The organism is Intestinibacter sp. (assembly GCF_022780145.1).
Taxonomy (GTDB): Bacteria; Bacillota; Clostridia; order Peptostreptococcales; family Peptostreptococcaceae; genus Intestinibacter.
In genome coordinates, this window is record NZ_JALEXO010000334.1 from 1 (window position 1) to 14,179 (window position 14,179).

14 protein-coding genes are annotated in these 14,179 nt (G+C 32.8%); 11 read left to right on the forward strand and 3 right to left on the reverse strand.

The features are described from left to right. Positions 1-336: 336 nt before the first annotated feature. Positions 337-1,212 (forward strand): YitT family protein, encoded by an 876-nt coding sequence (locus MR593_RS12540; protein ID WP_290693540.1) that lies wholly within the window; start codon positions 337-339, stop codon positions 1,210-1,212. A gap of 86 nt (positions 1,213-1,298) precedes the next feature. Here the strand turns inward: MR593_RS12540 and MR593_RS12545 are convergent, their stop codons facing one another. Both MR593_RS12545 and dpaL read right to left on the reverse strand, forming a co-directional pair. Then, positions 1,299-2,237: a D-aminoacyl-tRNA deacylase gene (locus tag MR593_RS12545; protein ID WP_290693542.1), complete on the reverse strand. Its 939-nt coding sequence runs from the start codon at positions 2,235-2,237 to the stop codon at positions 1,299-1,301. 24 nt (positions 2,238-2,261) lie between these two features. Continuing rightward, positions 2,262-3,491 carry a diaminopropionate ammonia-lyase gene (gene dpaL / locus MR593_RS12550; protein WP_290693544.1) on the reverse strand — a complete coding sequence of 410 codons (1,230 nt, stop codon included), beginning with the start codon at positions 3,489-3,491 and terminating at the stop codon, positions 2,262-2,264. 224 nt (positions 3,492-3,715) lie between these two features. Here dpaL and MR593_RS12555 point away from each other — a divergent pair, with 224 nt between their 5' ends. From MR593_RS12555 to MR593_RS12595, 9 genes are all read left to right on the forward strand, one after another. Further along, positions 3,716-3,934, forward strand: a complete 219-nt coding sequence (locus MR593_RS12555) for a hypothetical protein (RefSeq protein WP_290693546.1) — start codon at positions 3,716-3,718, stop codon at positions 3,932-3,934. Positions 3,935-3,952: 18 nt separating this feature from the next. After that, entirely contained in the window at positions 3,953-5,317 is a 1,365-nt protein-coding gene (locus MR593_RS12560) for an MATE family efflux transporter (protein WP_290693549.1), read from the forward strand. Between the two features lie 229 nt (positions 5,318-5,546). After that, positions 5,547-6,479 (forward strand): iron-hydroxamate ABC transporter substrate-binding protein, encoded by a 933-nt coding sequence (locus MR593_RS12565; protein ID WP_290693551.1) that lies wholly within the window; start codon positions 5,547-5,549, stop codon positions 6,477-6,479. A gap of 105 nt (positions 6,480-6,584) precedes the next feature. Then, positions 6,585-7,586, forward strand: a complete 1,002-nt coding sequence (locus MR593_RS12570; RefSeq protein WP_331474858.1) for an iron ABC transporter permease — start codon at positions 6,585-6,587, stop codon at positions 7,584-7,586. Between the two features lies 1 nt (position 7,587). Then, positions 7,588-8,598 carry a FecCD family ABC transporter permease gene (locus MR593_RS12575; protein WP_290693555.1) on the forward strand — a complete coding sequence of 337 codons (1,011 nt, stop codon included), beginning with the start codon at positions 7,588-7,590 and terminating at the stop codon, positions 8,596-8,598. 18 nt (positions 8,599-8,616) lie between these two features. Beyond that, complete coding sequence (locus MR593_RS12580) at positions 8,617-9,405, forward strand: ABC transporter ATP-binding protein (RefSeq protein WP_290693557.1); 789 nt, start codon at positions 8,617-8,619, stop codon at positions 9,403-9,405. A 10-nt stretch (positions 9,406-9,415) separates the two neighbouring features. Beyond that, on the forward strand, positions 9,416-10,777 hold the full coding sequence (locus MR593_RS12585; protein WP_290693559.1) for an MATE family efflux transporter: 1,362 nt from the start codon (positions 9,416-9,418) through the stop codon (positions 10,775-10,777). Between the two features lie 81 nt (positions 10,778-10,858). Then, entirely contained in the window at positions 10,859-11,224 is a 366-nt protein-coding gene (locus MR593_RS12590) for an ACT domain-containing protein (RefSeq protein ID WP_290693562.1), read from the forward strand. A 305-nt stretch (positions 11,225-11,529) separates the two neighbouring features. Continuing rightward, positions 11,530-12,516, forward strand: a complete 987-nt coding sequence (locus MR593_RS12595) for a VanZ family protein (protein ID WP_290693564.1) — start codon at positions 11,530-11,532, stop codon at positions 12,514-12,516. Between the two features lie 37 nt (positions 12,517-12,553). On the opposite strand, the gene MR593_RS12600 is transcribed toward MR593_RS12595, so the two are convergent. Next, positions 12,554-13,195, reverse strand: coding sequence for a cyclase family protein (locus MR593_RS12600; RefSeq protein ID WP_290693566.1), 642 nt, complete (start codon positions 13,193-13,195; stop codon positions 12,554-12,556). Between the two features lie 171 nt (positions 13,196-13,366). Between MR593_RS12600 and MR593_RS12605 the strand changes: the two genes are divergently transcribed. Then, the coding region (locus MR593_RS12605) for a M20 metallopeptidase family protein (RefSeq protein ID WP_290693568.1) at positions 13,367-14,179 on the forward strand (813 nt) is incomplete at its 3' end.

A 14,179-nucleotide genomic window follows, 5' to 3' on the forward strand; every position in this document is an offset into this window, starting at 1 on the left:
TCCATATACGAAATGCATGGGCATTCCTGTAGCCATATACGCAGGTATTGAAATTAATCCGCCTCCACCTGCCACAGCATCGACAAAGCCAGCTAAAAACATAAATGGACATAAGAAAAATAAATGAGTTAACTCCATAAATATAATCCTTTCTAGTTGTATAATATATCGATTGATTAAAATAACATACATAATCATTATATATTAATTCCATGTTTTGTAAATGTGAGAAGGTCGAAAATGTTAAAATTTTGTAAAAAATATAAAAAATAAAGAGGATTTTAGAAAATTATATGAAATTATTTTAAAAATATAAATAAGAAAAGGAGGATAAGTATGACAAGTAAGAGTAACAACAAAAGCCTACTGGATAAATTCATCTCTTTTTTACTCATTACTATTGGTGCAGCCTTTGCTGCTGTAGCTCTAGAAATATTTTTAGTTCCTAATAACATAATTGATGGTGGAATAATCGGTATTTCTATTATGTTGAGCTATGTTACTAAAATCCAATTAAGTATACTTACTTTGGTATTAAATATACCATTTTTAATTTTAGGATATAAACACTTAGGTAAAGGCTTTTTAATAAAAGCTGCCTATGCAATGGTGGTATTTTCTATTTTATTAGAACAATTTAAACCAGTAAATGAATTGACAAATGATATACTACTGGCAACAGTTTTTGGAGGAGTTTTATTAGGAATTGGTGTTGGTTTTGTCATTAGATACGGTGCATGCTTAGATGGTACAGAGGTAGTAGCTATATTAATCAGCAAGAAAACATCATTTTCTGTAGGTCAAGTAGTGATGTTCTTTAACTTCTTTATATATGCTACAGCGAGCTTGCTATTTGGATGGGATAGGGCATTGTATTCTATACTTACTTATTTTATAACATTTAAAATTATTGATATGGTATCTGATGGTCTCGAACAGGCAAAGGCAGCTATGATTATAACTAATCACGGTGAAGAGATTGCAAATAGTATATATAAACATCTAGGTAGAACAGTTACAATGCTAGAAGGAGAAGGTCTTATAAGTGGTAAGAAAGTTGTTTTGTATGCTGTTGTAACTAGAATAGAGGTTCCAGAACTTAAGAGGATAGTAGAGGCAGATGATTATTCTGCTTTTGTGACTATAACTGATGTAAGTGAGATAGTTGGAAAGCATATTAAAAAGAAAAAGAGTGAGAATGCAGTAGATTAAAGTTTTAAAATTAAAAAAATAAATGGGAGCATATAAAATGAATTTATTTATATAGCTCCCTTATTTATGTTTTATTTTAGATAATTTTATAGTGGCAAATCTTTAGGGTTTTTTAATTTTTTGTATTTAAAAACAGGAACCCCAAGCTCTTCGCCGAGTTTCTTAACTTGATTCTTATAAGCTGATTTTATATTATCGTGGAAAACAATTCCATCTACCTTCATAGATATAGAGTCGACGCATTTTTTTAGGTATTGATAATTTTCGTCCTTGTCGTATTCACCTTGAACCATCCATTGAGCAGATAGTACATGTCCAATTGAGATTGGTTTTTCTGTGTTTAATATCACTTTTGAAAAGCTATCTTCAAAATGCATTCCACCTGTGCAAAGTAAGACCTTGATGTCATTTAGAGAAGGGTCCTTTTCATTGTCAAAAACTCTAAAAAGAGAGTTTGCAAGGATGCTGACTGCGACTGGATTTTTCAAGCTTTCTAGTGTGCTTCCTATTTCTATATCGAATATAGGAACTTGGTATTTATCTATTAGGTTTATGTCTTGACCTTGAATAGTACCAGTCCAGTGTGTCGCTTCAGTCATTGTAGTGAAGTCATCTAATCCTTCTTTTAGGCGATTTTCTTCTATTGCAAGCATTAAATTTCTAAGGTAAATTGGGTTTGATGGAGCAAATACCTTGCCCACAACATCACCAGTTGAATGTACTGTAAGTATTTTATCTGGTGCGTTTTTTCCACCGTGCCAGTTTACAACTCCTGCCACATCGTAATCTCCAAAGTATTTATTTAAAAGAGGTATGTATAAATCATAGTCATAGCTCAAAACCTTGTCAGTTTCTACAAATGAAAATAAACTTCCAATGTCATCTGTGTATTCATATACATCTCTATCTGCAAATTTATAATCGGCAGACTTTAAATCGTAGTTTTCTTTTATATAATCTAAAACTCTCGGTGCTACTTCATCTCTTTCGTAATCTGTACAGAAAAAGTATACAGCTTTTTTCATAAGTTTATCCTCCTCACTATAATTTTAAACAAAAGGACTGTAATTTCGTCCATCGTAAACTATCTCATCGTATCCCTTAGGATCAGTATTACCCTCAGTGCTAAATATTAAAACTGTTGAGTTTTCATCTAAATTCATATCTTTTCTTATATCGACAAACTCGTCCTTTTCCATCAACATAGATAAAAGACCCATGCCGACTGCACCTGATTCACCAGAGATAACTTTTTTATCGTCTTTTATAGGACTAGCAAGTACTCTCATACCTCTAGCAGTTACATAGTCAGGACAAGCCGCATAGAAGCTAGCGTAATCTCTCAAAATAGGCCATGTGGCAGTATTTGGTTCACCGCAATTAAGACCAGCCATTATTGTTTGTAGGTCGCCTGTTACAGCATGAGGTTTTGAGTCGTCTGCAAGTGCAGATTTATAAATGCATGCCACTGTAGCTGGTTCAACTATAGTAGTTATCGGTGGTTTTTTGTCAAATCTGTTGACCATATATCCAAGGACACTTCCTGCCATTGAGCCGACACCAGCTTGTAGGAATAAATGAGTAGGCTTTTCTATTCCAAGCTCGTTTAATTCATCTAATGCCTCTTTAGCCATTATGGTATAGCCTTGGCTTATAAAATTAGGTACGTCTTCGTATCCATCCCAGGCAGTATCTTGAACAAGATACCATCCTTTTTCATCCGCTAGAGAAGATGCTTTTCTAACTGCATCGTCGTAATTTAAATCAGTTATTGTGACAGTAGAATTTCCCATACTTTCGATAGCCTTAGCTCTGGCTAATACACTTCCTTTAGGCATGAAAACGACAGATTTGCAGCCTAGTTTGTTGGCTGCCCAAGCCACACCCTTGCCGTGATTTCCATCGGTAGCTGTGACAAATACCATATCCTTTAATTTTGATTTTATTTCTTCTGATTGAAGATCTTCAAATGTTGTAGAAGAAGGGTCCAAATTTAATTTATCACACACTATTCTAAATATAGCGTATAATCCTCCAAGACCTTTGAAGGCATTAAGTCCATATCTGTAGGATTCATCTTTTACAAATACATTTTTTACACCTAGTTTTTTTGCTAGGTTATCCAACTTAACTAGCGGTGTTTTTTTGTATCCCTCTATAGATTTATGAAATTTTTCGACGTCATTTACAATAGCCTCTGTCAGAAAATTTACATCAGTTGAAGGATTTGTTTCAGTAGAAATTATACTTATTCCAAAATGTTCTTTGTATTTAATCATATCAAAATCTCCTTTTAATAAAATTTCTATAATTTACATTCTGTTTTAAGAAAATCTAAATTTAGAATTTTATAATAAAGATTTTCTTATTTAATATAATTATATTTTATAAAATTACCTATTTCTACCTAAATATTGTTGATTTATATAACTACATTCTATGTATTTAAAAGATATGATACAATATTATTAGCTATGAAAATATGAAAATAGGAGGAAACAAGATGGACAACCTTATGATGGCTGGATTTGGACTTACTGTAGGAGTTATGGTGATTCTTATATGTATGGTTAGTTTCGCTTTTATGATTGTATATAAATTGAAACAAAAGGTAAAAGTAAATCAATACGTTAAAATTATGATAGTAGTAGGATTTGTTATAGGAGCTTTGTTAATTGTCGTATCATATAGAGGATTAGATTTAAAAGCATTAGGATTTTAGGTAGAAATTGGAGGAAAAATGAGCAATAAGATAGATTTGACAGAGGGGGGAATTGTAGACAAATTAGTCAGAATAGCCATCCCCATAATGGCGACATCGTTTATTCAAATCGCATATAATTTGACCGATATGATGTGGGTCGGAAGAAATGGCAGTAATTCAGTTGCTGCTGTAGGTACTGCAGGATTTTATCCATGGCTTGCTATGGCGTTTATTATATTCTCAAAAATTGGGGGAGAGGTAAAGGTTGCACAGAGCATGGGGCAAAAGGATGTAGATGAGGTCAAAGCATATATAAAATCATCTATAGAGTTAAATATATTTTTATCTATAACATATAGCTTGATTTTGATAGCTTTTAACAAGCAGCTTATAGGACTTTTTAATTTAGGCGATAATCAAGTTATATCGATGTCTAGACAATATTTAATTATAATAGCGTGTGGAATGATTTTTTATTTTATAAATCCTGTTTTTACATCGATATTTATAGGTCTTGGAAATAGCAAGACGCCTTTTAAGATAAATACTATAGGACTTATTGTAAATATAGTACTAGATCCTATTATGATTTTTGGACTTGGACCTGTTCCAGTTCTCGGAGTAAACGGGGCGGGAATTGCAACTGTTACATCTCAAATTGTGGTAAGTTGTGTATTTATAAGTATAATAATAAAAAACAATGAGGATTATTTCAAAGTGAAGTATTTTAGAAATATTAAGTGGGAATATTTAAAAACTTTACTTAAATTAGGTTTTCCTGTGGCTATTCAAAATGCTTTATTTACACTTATATCAATGGCTATGGGTGTTATAGTGGCATCGTTTGGACCGGTGGCAATTGCAGTTCAAAAGGTGGGCTCTCAGATAGAGTCGATTTCGTGGATGAGTGCCGAGGGATTTGCAGCTGCTTTATCGACATTTACTGGCCAAAACTACGGAGCTAAAAAATACGATAGAATTATAAAAGGAAGTAAAATAGCATTAGTTGGAGCCTTGATTTGGGGGACAGTAACTTCAATGATTTTGGTATTTTTAGGAAAATATATATTTGGTGTATTTATAAATGAATCCGATGCTATTTTAAAAGGAACAGATTATCTTAGAATATTAGGTTATTCACAGCTACTTATGTGTATAGAGATAACTGTTACAGGTATTTTTAAGGGGTTAGGCAGAACTTATGCGCCTTCTTTTGTGAGTACGAGTTTGAACTTAGCTAGAATTCCTATGGCGATTTTTCTAAGCAGTGCGAGCTTGCTTGGACTAAATGGAATTTGGTGGAGTGTAACAATAAGCAGTAATTTTAAAGGAATTATTCTGTTTTTAATTTTTTTAATAGTAATGAAAAAAAGTCTTCTTCCTCTTGCAAAAGAGTTATAAAAATTGTAAAAGATTAATAAAAAGCCCAATCGAGAAAATTTTGTACCACTTAATAGTGGCTATTTCTCGATTGGGTTTTTAAATTTTTTGTTTAAAAACCAGGTAAGTTATGGAAATGCTCTATTTGTATTGCGTAGATTTTGAAATTTGATATAATTTATCTACAAGAATTGATAATCATTATCTATAGATAAATATAATCATAGCAGAATAGAGTGGAGGAATAAATATGAAAAAAATAAAAATATTATCGATGATGCTAATTGCGATATTATCGATGACATTATTTACAGGGTGTTCAAGTAACGATGAATCATCTAAAGAAACTAAGACAAGAGTTGTAGAAACTTCAAAGGGTGAGGTAGAAATACCGGAAAATCCAAGCCGTATAGTAGATATTTCTGGAAGTAGTGAGGAATTAGCTATATTGGGATATACTCCAGTAGCAACTGCTAACGTGGATTCTTATGATACAGAAAACGTACCATCTTATATGGCTGAGACTTTTAAAGACGTAAAAGTAGTTGGACATTCAATGAGCGACACTATGGACATAGAGGCAATAATAGAAGCTGAACCAGATTTAATAATAATGGCGCCGAGACAAGAAAAAATATACGATGAATTAAAAGAAATCGCGCCAGTTGTAATGCTTGAGGATTATTCAAATGATTGGGAAAAGAATTTAGATCAAGTTGCTAAATTATTCGGTAAAGAAGACGACGCTAAAAAATGGTTAGATTCTTACTATGCAGAAGCTAAAAAAATTGGAGATGAAATAAAAAAAGCTAATGGTGATAAATCATATGTAGTTGCTTTAGCATCTTCAGGACAATTTATGATATTTACAGAAGGTGGAATGGGAACTATTTTAAGAGAAGATATGGGACTTAAACAACCAGCAAACATGCCAGAACAAGACAGTATAACTCTTCCAACTGTAAGTATAGAAGGACTTACAGAAATAGATGCAGATAACATAATAGTAATCGGCATGGAATCTGATAAGCAAGATTTAGAAAAAGACAGTGTATTTAATGAGATAAGAGCTGTAAAAGAAGGAAACTTCGTATTCTTAAATGCAAGTCCATTCTTCTCACAGGCTTACAATCCAATGGGAAGACAATTATTATTAGAAGAAATAAAAAAAGCTTTAATATAATAACATGAAAATCGATGTTGATTTTGAATTAGGTGGATAAATTTATTTATTCACCTAGTTTAATTTAGAGGATAAATTAGAAAATTCAAAAAAGGAGTGAATTATTTGAATAAAAGAAATTCGTATGTTTTGATAGCTTCGGGGCTTATTTTACTTGCCTTGGGAATATTCATATCGGTATCTATAGGTGCAAAGGATATAAGCTTTTTGACTATGATAGATAGTTTATTTACAAATAACGTCGATATAGAATCTAAAATTATAAGAGATGTCAGAATACCTAGGGCACTTGCCGGCGCATTGGTCGGAGGATTTCTGGCTGTATCAGGTGCAATTATGCAGGGGATAACTAGAAATCCAATAGCAGAGCCTTCAGTTATAGGTATAACTCAAGGGGCTACATTTATGGTAGCTGTGGCTTTAGTTTTACAGCAGGTAAATCCAAATATAATTATAGGCGGATTTTCGCTTATGGTATTTGCATTTTTAGGAGGCGGTATAAGCGGATTGTTTGTTTATTTCATAAGTTCAAGGTCGATTGGAAAGGTAGATCCTGTGAAGCTTACTTTGGCTGGGACGGCGCTTGGAACATTGCTTATATCATTGGCCACTGGGGTGGCTATGTATTTTAACTTGTCACAACAGCTGAGTTTTTGGATATGTGGAGGTTTTATAGGCGTTAAATGGCAGGGAGTGAAGCTGCTTTTAATAGTTGGTGTTATAGGCATAAGTCTTGCTATGATTTTATCTAAAAAAATCACAATTCTTAGTTTAGGTGAGGAGGTAGCTATCGGTCTAGGTGAAAATACAAACCGCACGAGGCTGATAGCGTTGATAATAGTTATTTTGCTGACAGGAGCATCCGTTTCTGTGGCTGGAAATATAATTTTCGTCGGGCTTATAATACCTCAGATAGTCAAAAAAATAGTTGGTGTGGATTATAAATATATAATTCCGTGTTCATTTGTGATGGGAGCAGTGCTTTTAGTTTACAGCGATGTGTTTTCTAGGCTTATAAATCCACCTTATGAGACGCCAATAGGATCTCTGACGGCACTTTTAGGAGTACCTGTTTTTATATATCTTATCAGAAAGGATATGAATTAATATGAAAAAAGACAAAAAATTTACGATTATATTGCTCGTTTTAATAGCTTTTATATTTTCGACCTTTGTAATCAGTTTGCATCTAGGTTCTTCAAGTACAACACCTATGGATGTAGTCAAGACATTAATCGGTCTTGGTACAAGGAATCAAGAGTTGGTTATTTTCAAATTGAGGTTACCTAGAATAGTAATGGCAGTTTTAGTAGGAACAGCACTTGCAATATCTGGAGCTATTTTGCAGGGCGTTACGAAAAATGACTTAGCGGATTCGGGAATATTGGGTATAAATTCTGGAGCTGCATTGTTTGTAGTTATGTACATGTATTTTTTAAATGGAAATGTATACGATGGAATAAGTGATTTTACTATATACACTATGCCTATAGTGGCGCTTACAGGAGCGTTATTTGGAGCGTTTTTAATATATGTACTGGCTTGGAATAAAGGAATAAATTCATCGAGATTGCTATTAATCGGAATTGGGATAAATACAGCATTTCTTGCATTGCTTACGGTTTTTCAGTTGAAATTCACGACTCAGGAGTTCAACAGAGTAGTGGCATGGACTAATGGAAGTATATGGGGAGCGACTTGGAAATACGTCTTAATAAGCGCTCCTTTTGTAGCTGTATTTGGAGTATTTGCTTTTTATAAATCTAGGTATTTAGATGTTTTAAATCTAGGTGATGAGATGGCTATAGGTCTAGGTGTAAATGTGGAAAAGGAGAGGCGAAAATTAATCGTAGTAGCAGTTATTTTAGCAGGTGTTGCGACTTCTGTTGCTGGAAGTATAGCGTTTTTAGGACTTATCGCTCCACATATAGCTAGGAAATTGGTAGGTCCTGCTCACAAAAGACTGATACCAGTTTCAGCATTAGTCGGTGCGTTTATTTTGCTGGTGTCAGATACAATTGCTAGAAATGTATTTGCACCACTAGAGATACCGGTTGGGCTTGTAGTTTCTGTGATAGGAGTGCCTTATTTTATTTACCTGATGATAAAGACAAATTAATTATTGAGGAGGAAATTTATGACAAATTCAATAGAGACAAAAAATATAAATATTTCTTATGGAAATGTAGATATAGTAGAAAACTTAAACTTAGAAATACCAAAAGGGAAAATTACAACGATTATAGGTGCAAATGGCTGCGGTAAATCGACGATTCTAAAGACCATAGCTAGAATTTTAACTGCAAAAAGTGGAGAGATATATATAAATTCTAAAAATATAAAGAAACAAAGTTCGACAGAAATTGCAAAAAATATGGCAGTTTTACCTCAGAGTCCACAGGCACCAAGTGGCTTGACAGTAGAGGAACTGATTGCATACGGGAGATTTCCACATAAAAGCGGTTTTAGATCAGATAAAAAAGAAGATAAAGAGATAGTGGACTGGGCGTTAAAGGCTACAGGAATATATGAATTTAAAAATAGAAAAATAGAGGATTTATCTGGAGGTCAGAGACAGAGAGCTTGGATAGCTATGGCATTGGCTCAAAAGACGGATATACTGCTTTTAGATGAGCCGACAACTTATCTAGATTTAGCTCACCAATTAGAGGTATTGGAGGTGCTAGATGAATTAAACAAAAAATACAACACCACAATAGTAATGGTAATACACGAACTAAACAATGCGGCCAGGTTTGCACACCATATGATAGGCATAAAAAAGGGTAAAATTTGCTGTGAAGGAAGTCCAGAAGAGGTCATGACAAAGGAAAACTTAAGAGAGCTTTTCAATATAGACAGTGAAATAGTAGAAGATCCTAGAACTAAAAAACCAGTTTGTATAACTTATGACATGGTTAGGTAGGAGCGTTATGATGGACAATTTAGCGAAAGACAATATAAGTAAATTACTATTTAAATACTCTATACCAGCGATACTGGCGATGCTCGTGACTTGCTTGTACAATACAGTCGACAGAGCATTTATAGGTTCGATGGAGGGAGTAGGCGCATATGCTATATCTGGTCTTGGAGTTACGATGCCTGTGTTTACTTTAATAGGAGCATTTGGAATAGCTGTATCAGTTGGAGGCAGTACCAATATATCTATAGAATTAGGGAGAGACGATATAAAAGAGGCTGAAAAAATTTTAGGAAGTACTTTTGCACTTGAAATCTTAGGTGGAATTGTATCTATGGTATTATGCCTTGTGTTTATAGATCAAATTTTATATTTATTTGGAGCTAGCGATAATACTATTATTTATGCAAAGGAATACATGGCGACAATGCTTATGGGCTCTGTTATAAATTTAGCTGGATTTAGTTTGAATGCAGCTATAAGAGCAGATGGAAGACCTAAGCTGGCTGCTACAATTATGATAATTTGTTCACTACTTAATTTGATTTTCGACCCACTATTTATATTTTATTTCGGTTTTGGAATAAAGGGTGCGGCGATAGGGACGGTTATATGTCAGTTTATAAATTTTATTTGGACGACTTATTATTTTACTAGAGGAAAATCAAACATAAAACTAAGATTTGAAAATATAAGATTAGATAGAAACGTTATAGTTGTTATTTTGACTGTGGCGGCGACACCGTTTTGTATGGAAATTGTAACTGGATTTATACATCTAGTTACGAATAAATTTTTACATATATACGGTGGAGATCTAGCTATAGGAGCGATGACGGCTATTACCTCGATATCGTTGATGTTTTATATGCCTATATTTGGGTTGAGTCAAGGAATGCAGACGTTGATAGCCTACAACTACGGTGCGAAGGAGTTTGCCAGAGCTAAAAATGTATTGATGCAGGGAATATTTGCAGCAGTCGTATTTCTGACATTAGGACTTTTATTGATTAGAATTTATCCAGATGCTTTTGTAAATATATTTACGAAAGATCCGAGATTGCAGGAAATTTGTTTAAGTGGAATCAAAATATACTTATCTACTATGCCATTAGTTGGAATTTGCATACTTGGACCGATATATTTCCAGTCTATAGGAAGGGTTAAGTATTCTATATTTTTGACTTTGCTAAGACAGGTTATATTATTTATTCCGATTATAAGTATAATATCGAAATCTATAGGCATGAAGGGTGTTTGGATAAGCCAGCCTATAGCCGATATTTCGGCAGCTTTGATAATAAGCGTGTTTTTAACTAAAGAAATTATGAGAAAAACAACATTAAATTACAAAAATGGTTATAATATTAAATAAGGTATGAAATTATCTTGATAAATACAGAATATATTTATTGGGACAATTTCGGGGAGTAAGTAATTTTTTCGGAGGAAATATATGAAGTTAAAAGTTATCGATAAGGAATTTGCAATATGTCAAGTTGAGAAAATTTCAGATATCAATTTTGATGATGAGTTTTTATTTATAGGAAAAACAGATAATGAGCTTTCTTTAGTTTGCCAAAGTGAATCTATTCCAAAGGATGCTTTGAAGGTCGACGATGGTTGGGCTGGATTTAGAATAGAGGGAACTCTGGATTTTTCTTTGATAGGAATTATATCTAAGATATCAAAGATATTAGCTGACAACAAAATAGGAATATTTACTGTTTCTACATACGATACAGATTATATTTTAGTTAAAAAACAAAGTATAGAAGAGGCAAAAGTTGCGCTTAGAGACAACGGATATGTTATAGATTAATAATAAAAATTAGAAAACTTAATTATAGTTAAGGTTAATTTAAGGAAAGAGGATTATTATATAACCATAGTAAATGATAAAGCTAGTTAATTTCTAGAAAGTTATTTAAACTTAAATAGCTAACTTAAAATAATTTTTTTGATGATTTTTTTAGTAATAACTCCCCGAGAAAAGGATGTGGCGGCGCATCCTTTTTTCATGTCTAAATTTAAAAAATAAATTAATTTAAATTAAGGAATTTTTAATGTAAATGTATATAAAAGGGTTTATAATAAGAAAAGAATTAGACAATGGAGGGGATACTTGTGAGACTTTTTCAAGTTTTTAATTTGGCAAAGGATTATTTGATATTAGGCGTAATGGGCCTAGTTTTTATTGGAGTAGTATATTTGATATTTTTTAGAAAAATACTAAAAAATCATATTGAATTTGATATAAAAAGAGTAGTAGTATTTTGCATGCTGTTTTGTTATGTAATAGTAGTTATCGGCGCGACTATATTTGTGAGACCTGGTGTGTATGAACACGCGAATTTACATTTATTTAGTTCGTATATAGAGGCATGGAATAATTATTCAAAAGCTTATTGGAGAAACATAATATTGAATATATTGATGTTTGTTCCAATGGGATTTTTACTTCCGCTTTTTAATGATAGATTTAAGAAATTTTATTTTAGCTTTGGTGTATCATTTTTATTTACTCTTGGGATAGAGGTTACTCAGTACATAACTAAAAGAGGAATTTTTGAGGTCGACGATATATTAAATAATTTTTTAGGTTCTGTCATAGGATATTGCTTAATAATGATAATTTTATTAGTCGTTTCTAAAGAAGACATCAAATGGAAATCTATAAAATTAGTTTTATGTATACTACCGATTGTTTTGATAATAGGGGCAGCATTTAAGATAACAAATGATTATAATACACAAAAATTTGGAAATTTAAGCTGCAATTACAATTACATATACGATATGTCAAATGTAAATTTAAGCAGTGATGTAGAGCTAAACGATGGAAATACTGATAAGAAAAAGGTATATACTTCAAATAAACGCAATTACGGCGAATACAATATTATAAGCCAAAAGGAAGCATATGATAGATTGAAATCAGGTAAATTTAATTCTTATGAATTGTACAACATAAATTCTATAATAGTTAGAAGTATCGAATTGCAATATAAAATGGATAGCAAGGGATTTTATCAACCTGTATATCAATTTGAATGTACGATAGACGGTCAGGGTAGACCTATATTTATACCTGCATTAGAAGGAGTTAATTAAAGGGATAGCAATGTAATTGTGTATCCCTTTTATCATTTTAGTCTAAAATAGCAATGGCTCTAACTGAAGCACCGTCAGAGTTTTCGTATTTTAAAGGAAGTGCGCAAAATGTAAATAAATTATCGCCTACAGAATCTAAATTGCAGAGATTTTCTATTATTACTAGATTATTTTTTAAAATCCTGTGGTGCATAGGTAATTCTTCTTCTGAGATAGACTCAATTGAAATCACATCGAGACCAATTCCCTTTTTACCTTTTTTTATTAAATAATCGGCGACCTCTTCGTCTATAACAGGGAAGTTTCCGAAGTATTTTTGTTCATTCCAGTATTTTTCCCAGCCAGTTTTAAATATTACGTATTCGGCTTTGTCGATAACATCTTTGTATTTATCTATATAAGAAATTCCTATAGTATCGCCTTCTTTTAAATCAGAACAGTCGACTATTAAAGCCTTTCCAACGAATTTGTCAGCAGGAAATTTATCTAAAGTCATACCTTTGTCTCTGACATGGTATGGAGCGTCCATATGAGTTCCAGTATGAGAGTACATAGTAAGCAAGGTTTCTCTAAATCCATCCTTTTCCAAAGTGCTGGCAGAATCTAATTTAGGCTGATCTGTCCCGGGAAATACAGGCATATCTACTTTTATAGTATGAGTTAAATCTATAACCTTCATTGTAATCACCTCGAAATAATCTAATTTAATAAAATTATATCATATATAAGTATTTGGATATTTGAAAAAGAACATTACTTTAGTTCAAAATTTACTATAATTATAAAATAAAGGTGATTATTTAACATATAATTTAAAGAATATAATTATTTGAGAGGGGGAGCGATTTGCTTGTTGAAAGATGATGTTATAAAAAGAGGTAATGAAATTTTAGATTATTTAATAAATATAAGAAGGGATATACACAGAACTCCTGAGTTGGCTATGGAGGAGTTTGAGACGAGAGATAAAATAAAAAAATATTTAGATAAAATAGGAATAGATTACATGGAATTTGAACACCATAGAGGAATTATGGCTTATATTTACACTCAAAATGCAAAGGCTACAATAGGAATTAGAGCTGATATCGATGCACTCCCAATAGAGGAAAAAAAGGAAAGCCCATATAAATCACAAAATAAAGGAGTCATGCACGCATGCGGACATGATGCACATACGGCTATGTTAATAGGAGCCTGCAAAATACTATACGAGATGAAGGATGAATTAAACGTAAATGTCAAATTCTTCTTCGAACCTGCTGAGGAAAAGGGTGGAGGAGCTAAGTATTTTATCGACGACGGTCTTATGGAAAACCCACACGTAGACTTCATGTTTGGAGCACATGTTCAAGCGTATTTAGAGGTAGGGAAAATAGAGTCTAAATACGACACTCTAAACGCCAGCAGTAATTCAGTTTTAATCGAGGTAAATGGAAAGAGAGGTCATGGGGCTTATCCACAAAACGGTATAGATGCTCTAGTGGCAGCGGCTCAGATAATAACATCACTTCAGAGTATTGTCAGTAGAAATTTGGCTCCACACGAGATGGGAGTTTTGACTTTAGGCAAAATCGAAGGTGGAGATGCAGGAAATGTAATCTGTGATCATGTCGAGATACAGGGAACACTTAGAACTTTAAACAGAGAGGAAAGAGATTTT